This window comes from Streptomyces sp. NPDC006372 (assembly GCF_040612515.1).
Lineage (GTDB): Bacteria > Actinomycetota > Actinomycetes > Streptomycetales > Streptomycetaceae > Streptomyces.
Window position 1 is genome coordinate 274740 of record NZ_JBEXQJ010000001.1, and the last position, 22471, is coordinate 297210.

Here is a 22471-nt window from a genome sequence, read left to right on the forward strand (position 1 = left end):
CGTACGCTGTATGGCTGTCATCGGCCGCCCCTGCCGCTCCCCCGCGACACTGCGGCACGGTCAGGCCTACGGGGGAGTCACGGGGAGTTGCGGTGCTGGAGCAAGTGGGGGCGTTGGCCGGCAGTCCGTGGATCTACGTGGTGGTGACCCTGTCGGTCCTGCTCGACGTGTTCCTGCCGGTGCTGCCCAGCGGCGTCCTGGTGATCACGGCGGCCACGGCGGCGGCCGCGGGGTCGGCGACCGACGTTCCCGACGTCCTGGTCCTGACCCTGTGCGCGGCCACCGCCTCCGTCCTCGGCGACCTGGCCGCCTATCGCCTCGCCTGGCGCGGCGGCGACCGCCTGGACCGGGCGATCTCCCGCTCCCGCCGCCTGACCACCGCGCAGGAACGTCTCGGCGCGGCCCTCGCCCGGGGCGGCGGCGCACTCGTGGTCCTCGCCCGTTTCGCCCCAGCCGGCCGCTCGGTCGTCTCCCTCGGCGCGGGCGCCGCCCACCGCCGCCCCCGCGACTTCCTCCCCTGGTCCGCCCTGGCGGGCCTGACCTGGGCCGCGTACAGCGTCGCGCTCGGCTGGTTCGGCGCCCACTGGCTGGGCGCGAGCTGGCTGGCGACGGTGGTGTCGGTGGGGGCGCTGTTCGGCGCGGGGGCCGGGGCGGCGTACCTCATGCGCCGCGCACCGCGGACGTCCGAGGTCTCGTAGGCCGCTGCCGGGCCCGGCTAGCTCGCCTGCCGGGCCGCGGCTCCCCGGATCTCCAGTCCGTCCAGCAGTTCGGCCGTGGCCTGCGCGACGGCCTCCACGGCGCGTTCGAACACCTCCTGGTTGTGAGCGGCGGGGGCGCGGAAACCCGAGACCTTCCGCACGTACTGCAACGCGGCGGCCCGGATGTCCGCTTCCGTGGCCTCTTCGGGCATAGCGGGCGGACGCAGGGTCTTGATACTCCGGCACATGCCCCCAGTCTCACCCTTGCGGCCCCGCCGCGACAGTGATTCCCGTCCTCGGCCATTCCTGTCATGATCACTCAAAGGCGGCCACCGTCCCGGGGCCGACCGGAGAGAGGAAACCGACATGGGAAACGAACTCACTGTGGCCGTCCTGGGCCCCGGCGGCGTGGGCGGCCTCCTCGCCGCCCTGCTCTCCCGGGCCGGCCACCGCGTGATCTGCCTGTCCGGCGAGGAGACGGCCGAGGCCCTGCGCGCTGACGGTCTGCGGATCCGCAGCGCCCGCTTCGGCGACTTCACGGCCCGGGTGGAGGCCGGCACCCGGCTGCACGAACCGGTCGACGCGTGCCTGGTGACCGTCAAGCACACCGCTCTCGACACCGCCCTGGCGCGCGTCCCCGCGACCGCGCTCGCCGACGGCCTCCTCGTGCCGTTCCTGAACGGGGTGGAACACCCGGCCGCCCTGCGCGCCCGCTACCGCCCCGACCGCGTGGCCCCCGCCGTCATCCGCGTCGAGTCGACCCGGATCGCCCCGGGCGTCATCGAACACGCCAGCCCCTTCGCCGAGGTCGACCTGGCCGGTGCGGAGGTCCCCCGGGCCCGACTCGACGCCCTCGCCGAGGCCTTCGCCGCCGCCGGCCCGGCGACCCGCGTCCAGGACGACGAGACGGCGGCCCTGTGGGCGAAGATGTCGTTCCTCGCCCCGTTCGCTCTGCTGACCACCCGCTACGGACTCCCGCTGGGCGACGTCCGAACCCGTCACCGCGACGAACTGACGGCCCTGGTGGAGGAGACGGCCGCGATCAGCCGCGCGTGCGGCGGCCCGGCGGACCCCGCCCAGGCCCTCGCCCGCTACGACGCCTTCCCACCGGCGACGAAGTCGTCGATGCAGCGCGATGCCGAGGCGGGCCGGCCGCTGGAGCTGGACGCCATCGGCGGGGCACTGCTCCGCGCGGCCGGGCGGCACGGGGTGGCGGCCCCGGTGGCGGCCCGGGTGGTGCAAGAGCTGACGAAGGAACACCCGCCCGCGTGAACCTCAGGAAGGAACTCGCCCCCCAAATTCGAACAGGCGTATCATTGGGCCGTGGCTACGACCTATGACTTTCCGAGTGACCTCCTCGCCGGTCAGGAGGAACTCCATCAGGTCCGGGCCGAGCTGTCGGCCCTGCTGAAGCGGCTCCCCTGGTCGGTGGAGCCGCTGGACGGCTTCAGTGACGACAACGGCTGGCGCAAGGTGGAACGCCCCGCCTCCCCGGGCTGGGGCGCGGACGAGCAGGCCGAGGTGGAGAAGCTCCGGCGGCGGGAGCACGAGCTCGCGGTGTTCGTCAGCACCCACCGCTACTGGTCCGAACTCACCGGCCCCGAGCGGGTGGCGGCCCGCTCACAGCTGAAGCACGCGCACGAGGCCCCGCCGGAGGAGTCCGACGGAGCCTCGTAGGGGTCGGGGCGTCAGCCCTTGCTGCCGCTTTGGCCGCTGGCGCCGCTGCCCTTGCCGAGGAGCTTGTTCATCTCGCCGATCTCGGCGTTCTGGGCGGTGACGATGTCATCGGCCATGGTCTTGGCGGGGCCGTACCGGCCCTTGTCCTTCTCGACGCCGGCCATCTCCACCGCGCCCTGGTGGTGCTCGACCATCAGGGCCAGGAACTTGGTGTCGAACGCCTTGCCCGAGGAGTTCTCCAGCTCGGTCATGTCGGCCTCGCCCATCATCCCCGGCATCCCGGCGTGACCCGAGCCGGAGTGCTCCATGCCGTCCATGCCGCCTCCGGCCGCGGGGACGTCCTCGCCCCAGGCCTTCAGCCAGCCCGACATGGTCTTGATCTCCGGGTCCTGGGCCTTCTCGATCCGCGCCGCGAGGTCCTTGACCGCGGCGGAGGAGGCCCGGCCGTCGGCCAGTCGCGCCATCTCCAGCGCCTGCCGGTGGTGCGGGATCATGCCCTGCGCGAAGGAGACGTCCTGGGCGTTGTGGGCACCGGCCGTGGATGCGGACGCGGAGGCGTGCGCCCCGTGCCCGCTGCCGTTGTCGTCACCACTGCCCCCGCCGCACGCGGCGAGGACGAACCCGGCGCCGACCGCCGCCACGACCAGGGCGGCCCGGCGCGTCAGGGTACGGATGCTGCTCATACGTGAACTCCTGCTTCTTGGTGCTTCTGTGATCCGGAACGGATCGGAAAGGGATTCGGACACGGCGACGCACCGCACCGGCACGGGCGCCGGCACGCTGCGTAGGTGTGTCTAGATCCGCAGAAGCTGGAGTTCGGCGAGGGAGGGCGGGGCACGCGCGCCGTCCTGCTCCACGGCCGTGTGGTCCTGTACGACGTCCTCCGGTACGCCCACGGCGACCGGGTCGGCGACGAGCGCGGGCAGCACCGGCCCACCCCCGACGGCACCCGAGGCACAGGTCGTGTCGGCGTGCTGGACGTGCCCGCCGCCGCAGTGCCCGCCCTGGCCACAGCCGTCCTGGGCCTCGGAACGGTCGGACGGCTGCGCCATGCGCGCCTGCGGCATGTGCTGCGGCTGCGGGGCGGCGCCACCGGGTGCCAGACCGTGCATCGCCAACAGCCCCGCCAACAGGGCCAGCACACACAGCACACGCCGACGCCGGACGGCGGGGTGCTGGGCGCGCGGCGCGGGGCTGGTCACGCCGCACATCCTAGACAGGCCCCGCGGCCGCCCTGGACGCGCATACGGGTAACAACCGCATGTGCGGCCGCATCGCCCCGATCGGGTGGACTCGTTCAGCCTTCCACAACTGCGCTCCCCTCCACAGGTCATCCAACCGCACGACCCGAATGACCCGAGGGGACCCCATGAGCCAGCAGTACCCGCAGCAGCCGACCCAGCCCTGTCCGCCCCAGCCGCCGAAGAAGCGCGGCGTCGGCAAGATCGCGGGCCTCGGCTGCGCGGGCATCATCGCCCTCTTCGTCGTCGCCGCCGTCGCCACGGGCGGCGGAGGCGGCAGCGAGGACACGTCGAACAAGGACAAGGCCGCCACCGTCGACAGCAAGCCCAAGGACGATCGGGCCCAGAAGGCCGAGCCGGCCGACGCGAAGCCCCAGGCCGAGCAGTTCCGGGCCTGCGTCGCCAAGAACGGCACGGACACCGAGAAGGCCGCGGCCGAGCACGTCACGAAGGTGACCGGCGCCGACAAGCGCAACGACATCCTCGACTCGGCGGAGGTCTTCACCGACTTCACCGGCGGCCTGATGGGCCCCCACCAGGGCGAGGGCAAGCTCATCGCCTCCGCGTTCACGTCCTGCTACGAGTCGAAGAACGGCCTCGTGACCGTCTACGACAAGGACGGCGAACTGCTCGCCAACGCGAACTACTGACCACACGGAGAAGGCCTTCCGGAAATCTCCCCGGAAGGCCTCCGCATCCGGTGACCTCTCCGCCCGGTTCTCGAGGTCCGAGGGACTCCGAGTCGGATTCCGCCCCTGATGGGCCACCGACGGCCGCTGCAGTCCCCGGCACGGCCTCCAGCACGCGAGCGCATCGCGCAGCACAGCACGCACCACCTGGGGGGACCATGAGCACACCCATGCCGCCACAGCCCGACTTCCCGCCGCCGCTCCCCACCGAGCCACCGAAGCCCTCGAAATCCCGCACGAACGCGATCATCATCGGGTCGGCCGCCGCCGCGATCGCCGCGATCGTCACAACCGGCATCGTGGTCGTGCAGTCCAATGACGGGGACAGCAAGCCCGCCACCGCCGCCGAGTCGACCACCCCGGGCGAGGACATGGTGACCGCCGCCACGGAGGAGCCTGAACCGGAGCCGACATACAGTGAGATCGACGCCGAAAGCTTCACGATCGAGCTGCGCACCACCGAGCGGCAGTGCTTCGGGTCGGCGGGCTGCAACATGACGGTTGAGCCGAGGCTGACCTATCTGGGTCTCACCGAGGACATCGACCCGGACGTCGTGTACGAGATCACCTATGAAATCCGCGGCGGCGAGTCCGGTCCGGTCATCAAAACGGCTGAACTGTCGGACCGGACAAGCCTGAACTACACGCCTTCCGTGATCAGCACCGCTTCAGCGAGCTCGAAAGTATCGGTGGAGATCTCCGACGTGATTGTCCAGGGGCAGTAAGCGTCAAGTCGTACCACAGCAACATCACGGAGTACTCACGCGCTCTTCACATGACGCATGATGCTCCTTCAGCACATGCATCACCTGTGGGGGGAACCATGACGAAGCGCGCCACCGCGGCCGCACTCATCGCCGCTGCACTGCTCGCTCTCACCGCCTGCGAAGGCACCGATACCAGCAGCAGCGACAGCAGCGGCAGCAGCTCCAAGAGCATCCCGACCGCCGACGACAAGGCCGACAACACCGGCACGCCCAAGAAGGCCGAGACAGCGTCACTGCCCGACACGGCAGGCAAGGGCCTCCAGTCCGCCCAAGACCAAGCCCAGGGAGCAGGCTTCTACAGCCTCACCTCGCACGACGCCCTCGGCCGCGGACGCATGCAAGCGTTCGACCGGAACTGGAAGGTGTGTGCCCAAAGCCCCAAGGCCGGCGAGCACCCGACGGACGTCAAGGTCGACTTCGCGGCGGTCAAGCTCGAAGAAGACTGCCCGGCCGAGGACGCGGGCGCAGCGCCGGAAGCCGCCAGCGGCACGATGCCGGACTTCAAGGGCAAGGCCGTAAAGGTGGCCCGCGCGGCCCTCGACAGTTCCACGAGCATCACCGTCAACGACGCCTCAGAGCAGGGCCGTATGGTGCTCATGGAGTCGAACTGGCAGGTGTGCACGCAGGAGCCGGCCGCAGGGGCGAAGCTCGACGGGCAGCCCGTGACCTTCACCGCGGTGAAGTTCGAGGAGTCCTGCTGACCTGACGCCACTGAATGGCCCGGCCGAGTTCCGCTCCCCGGCCGGGCCTTCGCACACCCGGATCGTGTCGCCCAGTGCGCCTGTGCGGACCACCGATCGATGCTGGGGCAGGAACTCAGCCCGACGGGCGCTGAGAGTCGCAGAGCGCTCGCACGAAAAGGGCCCCGCCCTCATACCCTGGCAGTGCGACCTGTACAGAGAGGGGCGAGACCGTGCCATCTGACGCTACCCCGGACCCGTACGCCGACCCTTTGGTCTTCGGACAGAGGCTCCAGATTCTCCGCACCCGCAAGGGCCTTACACGAGACCAGCTTGGAGGGCTCGCCGGCCGGTCCGGCTCCTGGGTCAAGGGCGTGGAGACCGGCCGTCTCAAGACACCGCGGCTCGAAGTGATTCTCCGGCTTGCCGAGATTCTTCGTGTGCGGGATCTCTCGGACCTGACTGGAGATCAGTCCGTGCACATCGACTTGTTCACCGGCCCCGGTCACGCGCGCCTCCCTGAGGTCAAGGCCGCCGTCGACGCCTTCCCCCTTGCGACCCGGTGCGAAGCACCACCTGCCGCACATCTCCGCGCTCGCCTCGCCCACGCATGGGCCGCCCGCCACTCCGCGCCGAACCACCGAGAAGTCCTCGGCGAACTGCTGCCCGACCTGATCCGTGACGCCCAAGCCGCCGTGCGCCAGGCCGATACTGGAACCGACCGTCGTGCAGCGCACGCCGTCCTCTCCGAGGTGTACTCCCTCGCCCAGTTTTTCTGTGCCTACCAGCCAGACCCCGCCCTTCTGTGGCGCGTCGCCGACCGAGGGCTCGTCGCTGCGCAGGAGTCCGAGGACCCGCACGCGATCGGCGTCGCCGCATGGCTCGCCGCGCAGGCACACCGCGACTCCGGGCCTGCGCACTTCGACGCGGCCGATACCGTGAACCTGGAGACTCTCGCCTTCCTGGAGCCGCTGCTGCCGGACGCCGACGACAACGTCCTCGCCATCACCGGGGCACTCACCTTCGAGGCCGGCTACACCGCAGCACGCCGTGGTGAGACGGGCACCGCGTGGAGGTACTGGGACCAGGCCCGCGACATGGCCGCCAGGCTGCCCGAGTCGTACTACCACCCGGTCACAAGCTTCTCTCGGGCCATCATGGGCGCCCACGCTGTCACCATCGCCGTTGAACTGCATGCGGGTGGCGAGTCCGTACGACAGGCGGCTGCCGCCGACTCCGTCGCCATCCCGTCACGGCCGCGGCGGGCTCGGCACCGGATCGAGGAGGCTCGCGGCTACCAGCTCGACGGCCAGCCGGACGTGGCACTGGCGACTCTCAACCAGGCGTACGAGGCCGCACCAGAGACGATCAAGTACAACGGGTACGCGAAGCGGATCGTGCTGGAAGAGGCTGAGGCTAAGAGCCCGGCTCGTCGTCGGCGCGCTTCGGAACTGGCGGTGAAACTGGAGCTGCTCGCAGCGTAACCAAGGGGGCACATTCTGTGCCCCTGCTGCTGGTTGAGGGCCTCTACGGTCGCTTGTGTGAGTCAGACCACATGCGACCAAAGAGGCGCGAGCATGACCAGCGACTACAGCCAGCACGCCTTACGACCATTCGAGGCTGTCCCCGGCGTGCTGCTCCACCCCATCGCGGACCGCCGCCTGGCCACGGAGCACTGGATGTTGTCGGCCCTCGCGGCATCCAGCCGTGCCCGGGCTCAACTGGAGTGGGAGCAGAACGGCGTGGCAATACTGCCGCTCGGCACGCTGTTCTCTGCTGTACGAGTCCCGAAGCGTCTGGTGGTTGCCCTCGCTGCCACCACCGAGGTATCCCAGCTGGACTCGTTCCTGCGCGATGCTCTCGACAGTGGCCCCGTCATCTGCGACCCCCGCCACGAGCGCTACTACGCCCTCGTCCCCGCCGTCATGCCGACGACATGGCATCAGGCAGTCGACGAGTGGCGCGCCATGGATGTCGACTGCCTGGGCCGCAGCAGCTACCTGGGAGTCCCGAGACTCGACGCCGTTGAGGGCACCCCTGGGCTGGCTTCCTACTGGTCGGTGCCGATGGTCTCGGCCGCGATGTTGTGCAGGCCGCTGGCAGTCGCCCGGCTGATCGCCGCCGGCAGGCACTTCATGGCCACGGAGCCTGAGGCGTGACCGGCACCGTGCACCCATCCTTCGACGACGTCCCGTGGGCGACAGCCTTCGTGCGCCTGGCAAATCACTCCATCGCCTGCGCAACGTGCTCGGCCGTGGACGAGCAGGGCTGGAACCTCAACCTGCCCTGCAAGGCCATCGACCAGCTCAACGAGAAGTACCGGCAATCACGACACTGGGAGAGGCATGTTCGTCCACTCTGACCGTCTGCCCACGAGCCCGGCGGTCCCGCAGGGCTCTAACACCGCCCGACCGTGGGGGATCACCCGCATGGCGCCCTACCCCACCATGGCCCCCGCCGTCCGCGCCGAGCTGGATCCGGCCACGCAGACCGCCGTGTTCTATGACAGCGCCGGTCAGGTCATGGAAATGGGCAAGCACAACACCAGCACCGGTACCAGCCCGGCGACGGGTACGAGCCCGGACGGGTCGGGCCAGCCCTCGACGGACACGGACTCGGGGAGCGACAGCGACCAGTGAGTGATCCACGTCAGGTGTTGGTCGTCACCAGCCTGCACGACCCCACCGCCGACGTGGTGATCCACGAGCTGCACAATCGGGACGTTCCGGTCGTGCGGCTCGACTCGGGGGACTTCCCCGCATCACTGTCGGTGGAGGCAGAGATCACCGGGCACGGCTTACGAGGCCTCCTGCACACTCCTTCCCGCACAGCGCACCTGGCCAATGTTCGAGCGCTGTACTACCGCCGGCCGACCGGGTTCGCGTTCCCGCACCTCGAAGAGCAGGACGCCCGGTTCGCCACCACACAGGCCCGGTACGGACTGGGCGGAGTCCTGGCGTCACTGCCCGGATGCCTCTACGTCAACCACCCACATCGCATCGGCGACGCCGAGTTCAAACCGGCCGGGCTGGCCACAGCGGCCGAGGCCGGGTTCCTGGTGCCGCCCACCCTCATCACGTCCAGCCCCGACGCCGCCCGCCGGTTCGTCGAGTCGCACGCCTCGGTCATCTACAAGCCGCTGCACAACCCGGTCTACCGAGTCGAAAATGTCTCGTCCGTCGTCAAAGTCGCCGAGGTCTCCCCAGCGGACATCGACGACGCCGTCGCGGGCACGGCACATCTCTTCCAGGAGCGGATCCACAAGGTCGCCGACGTGCGGGTGACCGTCATCGGCGAAGAGGTGTACTGCGTCCGTATCGACTCCGACCTGCTCGACTGGCGCACCGACTACAGCGAGCTCACCTACACCCCAGTCGAAGCCCCGCCCGGAATCCGGCCGGCGCTCCACCACTACATGAACCGCTTCCGGCTGATCTTCGGGGCTTTCGACTTCGCCATCGGCGACGACGGCCGATGGTGGTTCCTGGAGTGCAACCCGAGCGGCCAGTGGTACTGGCTGGAACTCGAAACGGGTCTGCCCATGTGCGCAGCCCTGGCAGACCTTCTGGAGAGGAAGACGTGACCGATCAAGCACAGCTCCGCAGGCGGTTGCTCGACAGCATGACGGCGACCGGCAGCCTGCGCACCGAGCCGTGGAAGCGCGCAGCCGAGGCGGTCCCCCGGCACGAGTTCCTGCGCGGCGGGTACTTCCGCCTGGTGACCGACGCCGAGCCCACGGCGTGGGAAGCAGTGCACGAAGGCGACGAGGGGTGGCTCGAGGGCTGCTACGCGGACACCTCCCTGGTCACCCAGATCGCGGGCACGATCGTGCCGGAAGACGTCCGCGGCCGGATCATGCGTTTGCCGACCAGCTCCAGCACCCTGCCTTCCCTTGTACTGCGCATGCTCGAGGACCTCCAGGTCGAGGATGAGCACAAAGTGCTGGAGATCGGGACCGGCACCGGCTACTCGACCGCCGTGCTCTGTGCACGGCTCGGCGCAGGGAACGTCACCTCGATCGAGTACGACGAGCACGTAGCGTCGCGGGCACGGACGACCCTCGGCCGTCTCGGGACATACCCCAGCCTCGTCACCGGCGACGGGCTCCTCGGCCACAGGGAGGACGCCCCGTACGACCGGGTCATCGCCACATGCGGGGTGCGCACGGTACCGGCGGCATGGCTCGAGCAGACCAGGCCTGGCGGTCTGATCCTGGCGACTGTCGGCGGGTGGCTCGGCTCCTCGGAGCTCGCACGGCTGACGGTCCACGAGGACGGCACGGCCTCCGGGCCGCTGCTGGGCGGCGGCGTCAATTTCATGCTGGCCCGCCCGGACCTGCCGCCGCCGCTCGGGCTGCTCCCCGACCTGGGCGAGGGCAAGGAGCACGAGACCCCCGCCGGGGCGGAACCGCTGAGCAACTGGACCGCCCGCTTCGTCGCACAGCTCGCCGTACCTGGCGCCCAACGGGTGGCTCTGCATCGGGGCGGTCGCACCGAGGACGTTCTGATCGACGTCGAGTCCGGCTCGTGGGCCGCCGTCTACGAGGACTGTGGTCGGTGGCTCGTCCGGCAGGGCGGACCAAATGCCCTGTGGGACGCCGTGGAGGAGCAGTTCGGTCGCTGGCGTGCTGCCGGCGCACCGGCGCTGGAGGAGTTCACCGTCAGCGTCACCCCGGAGGGCCAGGCGATCCACTGGTGACCCCCGGTCCGCCCCCGCTCGCCATGATCGTTCGGGGAGTGGACTCGTTGTGGACCCCGGGCACAGAAGAGGCCCCCCCCGGGTAATCCCTGGGGGGCCTCTGACCTGCTACGCAGTACCGTGGGCGCGGACGGTTTCGAACCGCCGACATCCTGCTTGTAAGGCAGGCGCTCTACCCCTGAGCTACGCACCCGGCTCCCGGACCACAAGGCCAGGACGAGTCGACAGCCTACCTTGCCCGGGGCACGGTCCCGCAAACCCGTATCGCCGCCCGTTCCGGGGGTTATCCCCACCCGGGATCCGGGAGTGGACCGGATCCCCCGGCGGGCCCCCTTTCCCTACGGTCGTAGAGCGCCCGAGAGGCGTCCGTCGTCCGTTCAGGGGGAGATCGTCATGGCCCGCACCACTCGTACCGCCGGCACCGCACGCCCCGTCTCCGCCCGGGCGGTGGCCGTCGCCGGGGTCGTCGTGGTTCTCGTCGCCGGGCTCAGCGCGTGCGGGGCGTCCGCGGGGGACGACACGGAGCCCGACCACCGGTCCTTCGCCCTGGAGGGCCGCACGCTCACCGTCGACTCCGACGACTCGGCCCTCGAGATCGTCGCCGCCGACGCCGGTCCCGCGGACAGGGTCGAGGTGACCCGGTGGTTCCAGGGCTCGGTGGTCGTCGGCAAGGAGCCCAAGGTCACCTGGTCCATGCGGGACGACCGCCTGGTGCTGCGGCAGACGTGCTCCGGCTTCATCGTCGACTGCTCCGCCAAGCACCGCATCCGGGTACCCCGTGGCATCACCGTCAGGGTCGAGGACGGCGACGGCAGCGTGCGCGCCCGCGGCTTCCGGGACCCGCTCAGCATCCGCACGGGCGACGGCTCCATCCGCGTCACCGACACCACCGGCCCCCTGAGCTTGCGCAGCGACGACGGATCCATCCGTGCCGACGTCTCCTCCCGTGACGTCCGCACCCGCACCGGCGACGGCTCGGTCCGCCTCGAACTGGGGGTCGTTCCGGACCGTGTGGAGTCCCGCAGCGGCGACGGCTCCGTGACCATCGCGCTGCCCGAGGCGGCCTACCGCGTGACCACGGAGACCGGCGACGGCGGTGCGGAGGTGGCCGTGCCCCGGGACGAGAACAGCTCCCATGTCGTGTCCGCCCACACCGGCGACGGCAATGTCATGGTCCGAACGGTGAACTGACCGGCCCGTGTGTTCGTCCTTAACCGGTGGGAGAATGACACCGGGCAGGGTGGACCACAGCACGGGAGAGGGATGTGACGGCGACACCAGCACAGCCGTACTCGCCGTCGGCGCCGCGCGCACACCGCCCGCGCCGCCGCCTCCCCCGCACCCCGGCACCCCTGCGCGACACGCTCACCCTGATCGGACTGCCGCTGCTGGCCGCGCTGACGCTGCCCGCCGCCTTCGCGGGCGGGGGCACCCGGCGCTGGTTCGGGGGCCGTGCCGAGAGCCAGCGGGCCGAGGCGCAGGCCGCGAAGGACGCCGCGGCGGCCGCCTTCTACGAGCTCGACACCGCGCAGCGCGACCTGCGCATCTCGATAGAGACGATCAGCGCCGTCGACGACTCCCCCGCAGCGCGGCGGGCCGTCGCCGACTTCGACGCGCTCGGGCGGCGTATCGACGAGGTCAGCCACCGCTACATCGACGCCGTCGACGCCCACGACCTCGACCGTGACGACCTGGAGGCCTCGGCCGCCTCCCGGGCCCGTTCCGAGCTGACCGCCGCCAAGGAGGAACTCGGCCGGGTCAAGCAGGAGCTGGACCGGTTCGCCGACGGTCTCGGTCCGCTGCTCGGCAAGGCGGAGACCCAGCTGGCCCGCCTCGCCCCCGCGGTCGAGCGCGCCCGCCAGGCCCTGCTCGCCGCCTCGGGCGCCCTCGACTCGTCACGGTCGTCGGGGCTGACGGCGGACGACCTCGCCGCGCGTCTCGCCGCCCTCTCCCCGGAGTTGACCAAGCTGAACCAGGGCGCCGGCCGGCACGGCGTGCCCGACACCCTGGAGCGGGCCGAGCGCGTCACACGCGAGGCCGAGGCGATCCGGGTGGAGGCCGAGCGGCTGCCGGAGAGAGCCGCCGAGATCGACCACCGGCTGGTTTCCCTGCGGACCCGCGCGCAGGCCCTCACCACCCGCTCCGAGCAGGTCGAACCCCTCCTGAGCGAGCTCCGCCGCCGCTTCACCGCCGCCTGCTGGCAGGACCTGCAGCACGTCCCCGACATCGCCGCGGAGAACGTCCGGCAGGCCGAGACCAAACTGGCCGAGGCCCACACCGCCCGCGCCGCCCAGCGCTGGCCCGACGCGACGGCCCTGCTGTCGACCGTGCGGACCCTTCTCAACACCACCGACGAGGCCGTCTCGGCCGCCGGCGACCGCCTGCACCGTTTGAACGCCGTGCAGAAGGACCCTCAGCAGGAGATCGAACGCACCCGCTTCGCCCTCCGCGACGCCCAGCGGCTGGCCATGTCCGGCCGCAACACCCCCGACCCGCGTCACGCCCGTCCCCTGGACGAGGCGGTGTCCCGCCTCGATCGCGCGATCGCCGGCCTGGAGGGCCGGCACCCCGACTACTGGCACTTCCTGACGGAGACGGAAGCGATCCGGCAGACGGCGGCCGGTGTGGTGGGCCGGATCCGCGAGGAGCGCGGGGCCGGACACTGAGCCCGGCCCCGCCCGGTCTCAGGTGCGGTAGGCGTAGTAGTACGCGTTCGGGTACGACGCGACGAGGCTCGCCACCGACCTGCGGAGGGTGTTGTTGGAGTGGTAGGTCACGTACGGCACGCCGCCGCTCCTGTACGTGACGACCATCGTGTGGTCCTTGGACCCGTCCTTGTCGAAGTCCATCTGGAGGACGTCGCCGACCTCGAGCTGGTAGACGTTGGCGAGCGGCTTGGTCCGCTTGGAGTTCTGGGCGAACCAGGACCACTCGTTGACGCCGACGAACGAGTCCGACTGGATCTCGGCGTTGCCGAACCACTTGGTGTAGTCGTAGACGTAGCCGGGGACGTGCTTCCAGCCGCCCGCCTTGAGGGACTGGCTGACGAAGTTGGTGCAGTCGCCGCCGGCGCCATGGCCGTTGAAGTCCGGGTAGTCCTTGTTGTAGACGTTCCAGTACTTCTCGGCGTAGGACGCCATGGCCTTGTAGTCGTACGTGGTGCCCGTCTTCGGGACGGCGGCCGGGTTGCGGGTGGTCGCCGCGCGCGGGGCGTTCGGCATGGTGTCGTCGGCGGTGGTCGCCTTGACGGGGGCGGGCTTGGAGAGCGTGTTCACCGCGAGTCCGCCCTGGTCGGTGTCGCGGATGCCGGTGAGCTGCCAGTCGCCCTGCCGGTCGGCCTTGAAGGTCAGCTCGTGCCGGGCCTGGAAGCCGGTGGTGCGCGGCGCGTCACCACGGGCCGCGGCGTAGGTCAGGGTCGTGGTCTCGGTGACCGCCGCCTTGGCCGTACGGCCCGTCACCCGCGTGGCGTTCAGGGTGACGGTGGTGCTCGCCTTGCGGTACTTCTCGCCGGCCTTGGCCAGCTTCTCCTTACGCTGCCCCAGCCCGGACAGGGTGGCGTCCTCGGAGCGGGCCGTGCCGGAGGACAGCTTGACGTCGCCGGAGAAGCCGCCGGTCAGCGGCTTCTCGCGATCCCCCTGCTCGCCGGTGACCAGGGCGTCGGTGCGGTCGGTGAAGACCGCGTCCGCCAGGCGCTGGAAGGTGGCCTTGGTCCGCGCGTCCACGGTCGGATCGTCGATGACCGCCGCGCCGGCGCTCCAGTTGGGCAGCAGGGCGACTCCCGCGACGACCGAGGTCGCCGCGGCGCCGAGTATCGTGACGCGGCGGCGCGTCACGTTCAACTTCCGTGATTTCACTGGTGTTTTTCCCCTCTTGCCCCGGCCAAAGGTTGCCGGGGTAGCAGATCTTCGCATGAAATGTGTGGCCATTGTGAAGGGTGTTGAGTCCGTTATTTCAGGGAGCCGCCCCTGTTACCTCACGACCGTCGACCAGTCGGGCGACTGCGCCGGGTCGAGGGTCCGCAGCCGTTGCAGCGTCTCGGGCTTCTGCACGTCGAGCCAGTCGGCCAGTTCCCGGAAGGACACGCACTTGACGCCCTTCTTCGTGCAGATGTCCTTGACGACCCGGTCGACGGCCTTCATGTAGATGCCGCCGTTCCAGTCCTCGAAGTGGTTGCCGATGAAGAGCGGGGCCCGGCTGCCGTAGTACACGCGGTTGAAGCCGGCCATGTAGGAGGCGACGGTCTGCTCCTCCCACTCGGGGTACTTCGCCGGGTCTCCCTCGGTCTCGCCGTCGGACTGGTTGTAGAGGTAGTTGAAGTCCATCGACAGGCCCTGGTACTTGCCGCCTTCGTACGGGAGCATCTGCAGCGGGAAGTCCCAGATGCCGTCCTTCTTGCGGGGCCATATCTGGAAGTCGCCCGAGGAGCTGGCGTCGTAGCGCCACTTGTAGCCCTTGGCGGCCTTCAGCAGGTTCGCCTGGCCCTCCAGGCAGGGCGCACGCCCGCCGGTGACCTCTTTCCTGATGTCGAACGGCAGCGGGTCGACGTTCTGGAAGCCGGTGTTGGTCTTCCACTTCTCGACGAAGTCGTAGAACTGGTCGATCTCGCTCTTCCACTCCGCGACGCTCCAGTCGCCGCCGCCCTTCTTGCCGCAGAAGTGGCCGTTGAAGTGGGTGCCGATCTCGTTCCCGTCCTGCCACGCCTCGCCGAGCTGCTCCAGTGTGGTGCGGATGTGCTCGTCGGTGGCGTAGCTGATCGCCGCCGAGCCCTTGGCGTGCTGGGGCGGGGAGTAGAGGTCCTTCTTGCTCTTGGGCAGCAGGTAGATGCCCGTGAGGAAGAAGGTCATGTGGGCGTCGTACTGCTCGGCCAGTTCCCGGTAGTGCGAGAAGAGCCCGTCGTCGCCCTGCAGCGCGCCGTCCCAGGAGAAGACCACGAACTGGGGCGGCTTCTCACCGGGTTTCAGCGGCACCGGCTTCAACTGCCCCTTCGGGGGGCCGGTGTAGGAGGTGGAGCCGTCCCCGAGGACCTTGGTCTTGCCGTCCCACGGGGGTTCCTGGTGCCCCTTGGAGGTTCCCTTGCGGGCGCCGGAGGAGGCGGTGGGAGTGGTGCTGTCCGAGCGGGTCAGGGCCAGGTAACCCGAGACCAGGGCCGCGACGACGAGAAGGGCCGCCAGGGTCAGTATGCCCGGGGGTGTGGCGCGGCGGGGTGCGCGGGGTCTGCGGCGGCGGCCGGACGGTGACTTCATGCGCGGCTCATTCTGCGAGGGGGGTGAGGTGGTGCGGTGGTGCCGGGCACGGGGTCAGCCGAGGCCCCGGGCACCGGACCAGATGCGGTACGGGACACTGTCGCCCACGATCCCCTGCAACGGCAGCGGTTCGAGGCTCTTGGTGAGGTCGATGCGGTAGGCCACGACGGCTGTCGACACGGAGTGGGCCGTGCCGATGTACCAGGACGCGGTGTCGTTCTGGACGGTGCCGGCCTTCCCGGCCACCTCCGTGGTCGGGTCCGCGCCGGGGTGGGCGGTGCGGAAGGCGTCCGTGAGGGCGGACTGGACCGCCTCGGCCACGCTCGCCCGCACCGCGCGGCGGGACGCCGGCTTCGCCAGCGGGACCCCGGAGCCGTTGCGGGTGATCCGGGCCACCGAGTACGGCTCGACATGCCTGCCGGCGGCGGCGAACGTGGCGTATCCGCTCGCCATGCGGATCGCGCTGGGTGTGGCGCTGCCCAGCGACATCCCGGGCACCTGCGGGCCGAAGCTGGAGGAGAGCAGGCCCGCCGCCTGAGCGGTGTCCCGCACCTTATCCAGGCCGGTGTCCATGCCGAGCTGCATGAACGGCGTGTTCACCGACAGGGCGAGCGCCCGGCTCAGGCTGATCCGCCCGTAGGACCGTCTGCCGTCGTTGCGGGCCTTGACCTGCTTTCCGCCGCGGTCCCAGTAGGGCCCTTCGGGGGTCGTGACGGGGATGTTGTCGTCCCCGTCGTACAGCGTCTGCGGGGTGACCTCGGTCGCGGCGCCGTCACGCGTCCTGTGCACGCCGTTCTCCAGGGCGGCGGCATAGACGAACGGCAGGAAGGCCGAACCGGCGGGCACGGTGGTCGCGTTCGACTCGTTGTAGCCCTGCGTGCGGTGGTCGGGACCGCCGTAAACGGCGAGGATCCGCCCGTCGGCGGCCACCGAGGAAGCGCCGAAGTGCAGCGTCTTCGCCTTGGCCGCGTCGTCCTTCCGGGCCTGCTTGCGGGCCTTGACCACGGCGTCGGTGAGCGCGGTCTCCTGCTTGCGGTCGAAGGTCGTGTAGATCTGGTAGCCGCCGAGGTCGAACTCCTTGGCGGAGATGTGCGCGGCCTTCTTGGCGTACTGGGCGGCCAGCTCCACGAGGTAGTCGCTCTGCTTGCCGGTGTCGTACCCCGGGGACCGCTTCAGCGGCTCGGGGAACACCTTGTACTTGGCCCGCTCCGCCTTCGACAGCATGCCGTTGTCGACCATGCGGTCGAGGATCCAGGACCAGCGCTCCACAGCCCGGGCGTGGTTGGCCTTGCTCAGGGCCGGGTCGTAGAGCCCCGCGCCTTTGAGGAGGGAGGCGAGGAAGGCTGCCTGACCGGCGTCGAGTTCGCCGACGTCCTTGCCGTAGTAGGCCTGGGAGGCGCGCTGGATGCCGTAGGTGCCGCGGCCGAACCAGCTCGTGTTGAGGTAGCCCTCGAGGATGTCGTCCTTGCTCATCCCGTTGTCGAGCTTGAGGGCCAGCATGGCCTCGGTGAACTTGCGGCCGACCGAGCGGTCCTGGTTGAGGTAGACGTTCTTGACGTACTGCTGGGTGATGGTGGAGCCGCCCTGGGTGTCCCCCTGGCCGACGGTGCGCCACAGGGCGCGGGTGAGGCCGCTGAAGGAGATGCCGGGGTCGCTGTAGAAGCTCGCGTTCTCCGCCGCCAGCACCGCGTCGCGGACGTCCTCGGGTATGTCCTTCAGGGGCATCGCCTGCCGCCGCACCCAGCCGGTGCGCGCCATGGGCGTCCCGTCGGACCAGTAGTAGACGTTGTCCTGCTGGGTGGCGTACGAGTTGAGGTTCTCCGGGATGTCGGTGGCGGCGTAGGCGGCGCCCAGGAAGCCGAGGGCCAGTCCGGTGAAGGTCAGCACGGCACCGAGCCACTGCCGCCAGGAGGGCGCCCAGCGACGCCAGCCGGTGCGGTCGGCGTGCGGGTACCGGGGCCGCAGGCGGCGGGCGTAGGGCGCCGCGCGGGCGACGAGGGGGGTCAGCCTGGGGCCGACGGTGGCGCGGAGACGGGACACCGGGGAAGGCCGGGGGGCCCTGCGACGACGGCGCGACCGGTCGGATCCGTCGACGGTGCTCTTCATCCCGCCTGAGGGCGCACGCAGTTGCACGGTTTCGTCGACACGTGCAACGTGTTCGGGATTTTCGGCACGTTTCGGATGTTCCGCATGCAGGGAAGGGGGAGCCTTCAACTGCATGGTCTCTTCCGGTTCCCACCCAGCCCTGGTCACGGCTGTGACTCCCCTCCCCGCTTACGATGGTGCTCGCGCGGAAGAGCGTGGCTGCCGTGGTCGACGGCAGCGCGCCCCCCATCCCCCCGGCCTTACGGCTCATCGCGACGATCGAAAGTTACCAGTGGCCTTTACAGGTTCTCCACAGTGGTGCGGACAAGAATGATCCAAATGGAATCCCGAAGGGCGTTGTTTCGGTTGCCGCGGATTAATCTGGGGGCATGCCTCGCTACGAGTACCGCTGCCGGACCTGCGGCGACACCTTCGAACTGAGCCGTCCCATGGCGGAGTCCTCCGCACCCGCGGCCTGCCCCTCCGGCCACGACGACACGGTGAAGCTCCTCTCCACCGTCTCGGTGGCCGGTTCGGCCTCCGCCCCGGCCCCGGCGCCCCGCGCGGGCGGCGGAGGCGGGGGCTGCTGCGGAGGCGGCTGCTGCGGCTGACCCGTTTCCTCAGGAGTCCTTCAGCTTCGGTTTCCTAGCGTGGTGGCATGACAGCCATCGCAGCGGACGCCGGGCCGCAGTGGGTCAACGACCTGATGGACGCGCTGGGCGCGCCGGGTGCCGGTCTCGCCATCGCCCTGGAGAACCTGTTCCCGCCGCTGCCCAGCGAGGTGATCCTGCCGCTGGCCGGGTTCGCCGCGAGCAGCGGACGGATGAGCCTGCTCGCCGTCCTGCTGTGGACGACGGCCGGCTCGGTCATCGGCGCGCTCGCGCTGTACGGGGTCGGTGCGCTGCTCGGCCGTGACCGGACGGTGGCGATCGCGGCCCGGCTGCCGTTGGTGAAGGTCTCGGACATCGAGAAGACCGAGGCGTGGTTCCTCAAGCACGGCACCAAGGCGGTGTTCTTCGGCCGGATGATCCCGATCTTCCGCAGCCTGATCTCCGTGCCGGCGGGTGTCGAGCGCATGCGCCTGCCGGTGTTCCTGGGGCTGACCACCCTGGGCAGCGCGATCTGGAACACGGCGTTCGTGCTCGCGGGCTACTTCCTCGGCGCGAACTGGCACCAGGTGACGGACATCGTCTCCACCTACTCGAAGGTGGTCCTGGCCGTGGCGGCGGTGGCGGTGGCGGTGTTCATCGCCGTACGGCTCCTACGACGCCCCAAGGAGACACGCCCTCAAGGGGCGCGGGGAACTGCGCGACAAGCCACCACGAAGCCGCACCCGCACTACGACGAGGACACCCGAGTTCTCAGGCGCCCCGCACTGCCCCCAGAAACTCCCGCAGGATCCGCTCCCCGGCGAGAACGCCCCGCTCGGGAAGCACCTTGATCGAGGGAGCCGTGAAGCCGGTGTCGGCCAGTTCCCCATGGCCGGGCCGCCAGCCTCGGTCCGCCGCGAGGAGCAGGTCGGTATCGAGCAGGGAGTCACCCGCGGCGAGCGTGAGATCGGCCCCGGTCCGCCGGGCAACCTCCCGCATCGCCGCGCTCTTGGTGAGCGGTTTGGGCACGGCGTAGATCTTGCGGCCCTGGAGGGACACGGTCCAGCCGCGGTTCTCCGCCCACACGGCGAGTTCCTTCACCCAGTCCTCGTCGAGCAGTTCGCGCTCGACGACGAGATAGGCGAAGAGGTCGTCGGCGACCCGGTGCTTGCGCACCCAGACCGGGTCGGCCGCCCTCAGCAGGTGCTCCTGCACTTCGGCCAGCGGCGCGCACTGGTCGGCCAGCCGCGCCGTGACCTGCGCGTGCCACTCGGGGTCGGAGACACCGTCCACCAGCAGGTGGCCGCCGTTCGCGCAGATCGCGTACGTGGGCGCGGGACCCGGCAGGTTGATGCGCAGGTACTGCTTGCGCGTCCGGGTCGTCGTGGGCACGAACACGGCCGCGTCGCCCAGCTCGGTGAGGAGCCGGGCCGCCGTCTCCGTCATGTACGACAGCGGTCTGCTCTCGTGCACCTCCACACACAGCAGCCGGGGTGCCCGTGCGTCCGGCATGGTCAGCGCCAGGGCCGCGGCGGAGTAGATCAGCGTGCGGTCGAGGTCGCTCGCGACGAGTGCGGGCATCAGACCGTCACCGCCTTGCCGTCGGCGCCGGTCGCGCCCCGGGTGTACCTGGGGTGGATCAGGCCGACGCACGTGTAGGGCAGTTCGGCGACCTCCTCGACGGGCACCCCGCGTTGCTCGGCCAGCAGGCGTACGTGGTCGAGGTCGCTGCCGGCCCCGGCGCGTGCCAGCACCTTCCAGGGCACGCGGCGCAGCAGCACCCGGGTGGTCTCGCCGACGCCGGGCTTGACGAGGTTCATGTCGTGGATGCCGTACTCGTCGCTGATGCGCTCGACGGCGGCCCAGCCCTCCCAGGTGGGCGAGCGGTCGCCGGCGAGCAGTTCCTTGGCCTGGGCGCAGGCCGCGTCCGCGACCTCCGGGAAGCGGGCGGACACGGCGTCGAGGAAGGTCACCGAGACGTCGGTGGCGGCGAGTTCGCGGTAGAACTTGGCGCCGTGGAAGTCCCGCGGGCCGACGAGGTCCGCCCGCAGCACGGTCCGTGAGATCAGGCCGGACACGGTCGAGTTGAGGCAGGCCGAGGGGATGAGGAAGTCCTCGCGGGTGCCGTAGGTCCGGACGCAGGAGCCCGGGTCGGCCAGCACGGCGATCTCGGGGCTGAAGCCGGTGATGCCGTCGGACTTCTCGAACTCCTCCAGGGCCTGGGCGAGTTCGCGGGTGATGGCGCCCTTGCCGGTCCAGCCGTCGACGAAGACGACGTCCCGGGGGTCGTGGTGGGCGGCGAGCCAGCGCAGCGCGTTGGCGTCGATACCGCGGCCGCGGACGATCGACACGGCGTAGTGGGGCAGGTCGAGCCCGTGCCGGTGCTGGGCCCAGCGGCGCATCAGGATGCCGACGGGTGTCCCCGCGCGGGCCAGCGAGACCAGGACGGGACGTCGTGGAGCGCGTTCGGTGAGGACCGTCTCGGTGACCACGCCGACCGCCTGGGCGATGCGGGCCGCGGAGGTCTCCAGCGCGGCGTGGAACAGCTGCTGGTACTGCACGTTCGGCTGGTACTCCACCGGCAGCGACTCGGCGTAGTGCGCGCCGCCGCTCTGGATCGCCTCCTCGCGCTCCTCGGTCGGCGCCTCCAGCGTCACGTCCGAGAGGTCCTGGAGCAGCCAGCCGACCTCCTCGGGGGCGTACGAGGAGAAGGCGGGGCCGCGGAGGGGCTCGGGCAGCATGGAGGGCCTTTCGGGAACGTACGACGGTATGACGGCGAGCAGGACCCGCGGTGTGTGCGCGGCGAGCCTGGCCAGCAGTCCGTCGGGCGCGTGCAGCGCGGGGGTGTCCGCGGCCGAGTCGACGACGGCCACGACGGCGTCGAATCCGGCGCCCGCGACGTTGTAGGCGTAGCGCTCGCCGGGGCCGTCGGCGGGGTCGTCGTGGGCGGGGAAGGCGAGGCGGGTGCGTATCGCGTAGCCGGGGTCGTCGACGGCCAGGACGGGTGAGCGGGTGGTGGTCGAGAAACGCACCTCGGCATCGGTGATCTGCTCCAGCTCGTGGGCGAGCCGGAGGGGGGCGTACATCAGCTCCTCGAAGCCGAGGACGTGCACGCGGCGTGCGTCGGCGGGCAGCGCGTCGGCGATCCGGGCCGCCATCGCGGGCAGGGCGGCTTCCAAGCGCTCCCGATGGGAGGGTGTGAATCCGTGCCGACCGCCGTCGGGCAGCCCGGCGGGCCAGCACAGGTCTATGCGGTTGTCGCCCGGCTGCGGGCCGGTGGGGGTTGCTCGCGCAGACGACCGATCACCTGTCGCGGCACTCTCGGCCTCGTACCGCGCCACCAGCTCCTGCCCCTTCTCCAGCACCCCCTCCGGCAGCCGTACGGTCCCTTTCGCCGCCGTCACCAGATCGACACGCGCTCCGATCTCCCGGGCGAAATCCGCGAGACGGCTCGCATCCGCCGCCGACCGCATGTCCACCAGCGCCACCACGACGTACCGCCGCCGCGGATACCGCCCATGAAGATCCCGGACGGTGTTCAGCACCGTGTTCCCCGTGGAGAACTCGTCGTCGACCAGCACCAGCGGCCCGTCACCGGTCAGCAGCGCGGGATCCTCCGGCAGCAGCAGGTGGGAGGTGGCGTGCGAGTGGGACTCCTCGAAGCCGCCCGCCGTGGCGACTCCCGCGACGGGCCGGCGGGTGGAGTGCAGGCAGGGGGCGAGGCCCAGTCCGTCGGCGACGGAGTGGCCGAGGCCGGTCGCGGTCTCGGCATAGCCGAGCACGACCGCCCGGCGGGCCTCGTCGTCGCCGAGCAGCTCACGCACCCGACGGCCGAGCTCGAAGCCGTAGCCGTAGACGACGGACGGCGACTGCGGTACGTGCTTGCCCAGCACGTTCGACACCAGCAGGTGGGCGCGCTTGGGGTTGCGGCGCAGCGCCAGCCCCAGCAGGCCGGTCAGCCGGTCGTCGCCGGCGAGCTCGACACCGAGCCGCTCGGCGACCCAGGTACCGGACCAGATGCCGTCGGCCTCGTCGCGCACCTCAGGATGCTCCCCCTCGTTCACTGCCCTCTCCGCCTTCTCCGCCTTGTCTGCCTTGTCCAT

Annotated in this window: 24 protein-coding genes and 1 tRNA gene; 16 read left to right on the top strand and 9 right to left on the bottom strand. The window is 70.5% G+C overall.

Annotation, left to right across the window (positions count from 1 at the left end; genetic code table 11):
- The first annotated feature begins 92 nt into the window (after window positions 1–92).
- Window positions 93–698: a VTT domain-containing protein gene (locus tag ABZ016_RS01230; protein WP_356914448.1), complete on the top strand. Its 606-nt coding sequence runs from the start codon at window positions 93–95 to the stop codon at window positions 696–698.
- A gap of 17 nt (window positions 699–715) precedes the next feature.
- Here ABZ016_RS01230 and ABZ016_RS01235 read toward each other — a convergent pair whose 3' ends face one another.
- A complete protein-coding gene (locus ABZ016_RS01235) occupies window positions 716–946 on the bottom strand; it encodes a DUF2277 domain-containing protein (RefSeq protein WP_345659424.1) in 231 nt (76 codons plus the stop codon).
- 118 nt (window positions 947–1064) lie between these two features.
- Here ABZ016_RS01235 and ABZ016_RS01240 point away from each other — a divergent pair, with 118 nt between their 5' ends.
- On the top strand, window positions 1065–1970 hold the full coding sequence (locus ABZ016_RS01240) for a 2-dehydropantoate 2-reductase (RefSeq protein ID WP_356914449.1): 906 nt from the start codon (window positions 1065–1067) through the stop codon (window positions 1968–1970).
- Window positions 1971–2021: 51 nt separating this feature from the next.
- Window positions 2022–2375: a hypothetical protein gene (locus ABZ016_RS01245; RefSeq protein WP_356914450.1), complete on the top strand. Its 354-nt coding sequence runs from the start codon at window positions 2022–2024 to the stop codon at window positions 2373–2375.
- A gap of 11 nt (window positions 2376–2386) precedes the next feature.
- Here ABZ016_RS01245 and ABZ016_RS01250 read toward each other — a convergent pair whose 3' ends face one another.
- Both ABZ016_RS01250 and ABZ016_RS01255 read right to left on the bottom strand, forming a co-directional pair.
- Entirely contained in the window at window positions 2387–3058 is a 672-nt protein-coding gene (locus ABZ016_RS01250; RefSeq protein ID WP_356914451.1) for a DUF305 domain-containing protein, read from the bottom strand.
- A 111-nt stretch (window positions 3059–3169) separates the two neighbouring features.
- Window positions 3170–3586 carry a DUF6153 family protein gene (locus ABZ016_RS01255; RefSeq protein ID WP_356914452.1) on the bottom strand — a complete coding sequence of 139 codons (417 nt, stop codon included), beginning with the start codon at window positions 3584–3586 and terminating at the stop codon, window positions 3170–3172.
- 158 nt (window positions 3587–3744) lie between these two features.
- Between ABZ016_RS01255 and ABZ016_RS01260 the strand changes: the two genes are divergently transcribed.
- The 9 genes from ABZ016_RS01260 to tgmC all read left to right on the top strand — a co-directional run bounded on the left by ABZ016_RS01260 (window position 3745) and on the right by tgmC (window position 10450).
- On the top strand, window positions 3745–4266 hold the full coding sequence (locus ABZ016_RS01260; protein ID WP_356914453.1) for a hypothetical protein: 522 nt from the start codon (window positions 3745–3747) through the stop codon (window positions 4264–4266).
- 197 nt (window positions 4267–4463) lie between these two features.
- On the top strand, window positions 4464–5030 hold the full coding sequence (locus ABZ016_RS01265) for a hypothetical protein (RefSeq protein ID WP_356914454.1): 567 nt from the start codon (window positions 4464–4466) through the stop codon (window positions 5028–5030).
- Between the two features lie 98 nt (window positions 5031–5128).
- A complete protein-coding gene (locus ABZ016_RS01270; RefSeq protein ID WP_356914455.1) occupies window positions 5129–5773 on the top strand; it encodes a hypothetical protein in 645 nt (214 codons plus the stop codon).
- A gap of 212 nt (window positions 5774–5985) precedes the next feature.
- Window positions 5986–7236: a helix-turn-helix transcriptional regulator gene (locus tag ABZ016_RS01275; protein ID WP_356914456.1), complete on the top strand. Its 1251-nt coding sequence runs from the start codon at window positions 5986–5988 to the stop codon at window positions 7234–7236.
- Window positions 7237–7293: 57 nt separating this feature from the next.
- Window positions 7294–7911: a hypothetical protein gene (locus ABZ016_RS01280; protein ID WP_356914457.1), complete on the top strand. Its 618-nt coding sequence runs from the start codon at window positions 7294–7296 to the stop codon at window positions 7909–7911.
- Window positions 7908–8114, top strand: a complete 207-nt coding sequence (locus ABZ016_RS01285; protein ID WP_356914458.1) for a hypothetical protein — start codon at window positions 7908–7910, stop codon at window positions 8112–8114. Before ABZ016_RS01280 ends, ABZ016_RS01285 begins: the two co-directional genes overlap by 4 nt.
- A complete protein-coding gene (tgmA, locus tag ABZ016_RS01290; RefSeq protein ID WP_356914459.1) occupies window positions 8098–8391 on the top strand; it encodes a putative ATP-grasp-modified RiPP in 294 nt (97 codons plus the stop codon). The genes ABZ016_RS01285 and tgmA overlap by 17 nt, the downstream gene beginning before the upstream one ends.
- On the top strand, window positions 8388–9335 hold the full coding sequence (gene tgmB, locus ABZ016_RS01295; protein ID WP_356914460.1) for an ATP-grasp ribosomal peptide maturase: 948 nt from the start codon (window positions 8388–8390) through the stop codon (window positions 9333–9335). Before tgmA ends, tgmB begins: the two co-directional genes overlap by 4 nt.
- Complete coding sequence (gene tgmC / locus ABZ016_RS01300; RefSeq protein WP_356914461.1) at window positions 9332–10450, top strand: ATP-grasp peptide maturase system methyltransferase; 1119 nt, start codon at window positions 9332–9334, stop codon at window positions 10448–10450. The genes tgmB and tgmC overlap by 4 nt, the downstream gene beginning before the upstream one ends.
- Before the next feature lie 121 nt (window positions 10451–10571).
- On the opposite strand, the gene ABZ016_RS01305 is transcribed toward tgmC, so the two are convergent.
- Window positions 10572–10643 (bottom strand) — tRNA-Val (locus tag ABZ016_RS01305).
- A 200-nt stretch (window positions 10644–10843) separates the two neighbouring features.
- Here ABZ016_RS01305 and ABZ016_RS01310 point away from each other — a divergent pair.
- Window positions 10844–11641 carry a DUF4097 family beta strand repeat-containing protein gene (locus ABZ016_RS01310; protein WP_356914462.1) on the top strand — a complete coding sequence of 266 codons (798 nt, stop codon included), beginning with the start codon at window positions 10844–10846 and terminating at the stop codon, window positions 11639–11641.
- A 74-nt stretch (window positions 11642–11715) separates the two neighbouring features.
- A complete protein-coding gene (locus ABZ016_RS01315) occupies window positions 11716–13116 on the top strand; it encodes a hypothetical protein (RefSeq protein ID WP_356914463.1) in 1401 nt (466 codons plus the stop codon).
- Window positions 13117–13134: 18 nt separating this feature from the next.
- On the opposite strand, the gene ABZ016_RS01320 is transcribed toward ABZ016_RS01315, so the two are convergent.
- The 3 genes from ABZ016_RS01320 to ABZ016_RS01330 all read right to left on the bottom strand — a co-directional run bounded on the left by ABZ016_RS01320 (window position 13135) and on the right by ABZ016_RS01330 (window position 17799).
- A complete protein-coding gene (locus ABZ016_RS01320; protein WP_356914464.1) occupies window positions 13135–14304 on the bottom strand; it encodes an amidase domain-containing protein in 1170 nt (389 codons plus the stop codon).
- A gap of 114 nt (window positions 14305–14418) precedes the next feature.
- The gene (locus tag ABZ016_RS01325; RefSeq protein ID WP_356914465.1) at window positions 14419–15693 is read right to left on the bottom strand and encodes a hypothetical protein; all 1275 of its coding nucleotides are present in this window, start codon (window positions 15691–15693) and stop codon (window positions 14419–14421) included.
- 54 nt (window positions 15694–15747) lie between these two features.
- A complete protein-coding gene (locus ABZ016_RS01330) occupies window positions 15748–17799 on the bottom strand; it encodes a transglycosylase domain-containing protein (RefSeq protein ID WP_356914466.1) in 2052 nt (683 codons plus the stop codon).
- Window positions 17800–18167: 368 nt separating this feature from the next.
- On the opposite strand from ABZ016_RS01330, the gene ABZ016_RS01335 reads away from it, so the two are divergent.
- Complete coding sequence (locus ABZ016_RS01335) at window positions 18168–18389, top strand: zinc ribbon domain-containing protein (protein WP_356914467.1); 222 nt, start codon at window positions 18168–18170, stop codon at window positions 18387–18389.
- Window positions 18390–18436: 47 nt separating this feature from the next.
- Window positions 18437–19219 (top strand): DedA family protein, encoded by a 783-nt coding sequence (locus tag ABZ016_RS01340; protein WP_356914468.1) that lies wholly within the window; start codon window positions 18437–18439, stop codon window positions 19217–19219.
- Here ABZ016_RS01340 and ABZ016_RS01345 read toward each other — a convergent pair.
- Window positions 19140–19949 (bottom strand): HAD family hydrolase, encoded by an 810-nt coding sequence (locus ABZ016_RS01345; RefSeq protein WP_356914469.1) that lies wholly within the window; start codon window positions 19947–19949, stop codon window positions 19140–19142. The genes ABZ016_RS01340 and ABZ016_RS01345 overlap by 80 nt on opposite strands.
- Window positions 19949–22471: a phosphoribosyltransferase gene (locus tag ABZ016_RS01350; RefSeq protein ID WP_356914470.1), complete on the bottom strand. Its 2523-nt coding sequence runs from the start codon at window positions 22469–22471 to the stop codon at window positions 19949–19951. Before ABZ016_RS01350 ends, ABZ016_RS01345 begins: the two co-directional genes overlap by 1 nt.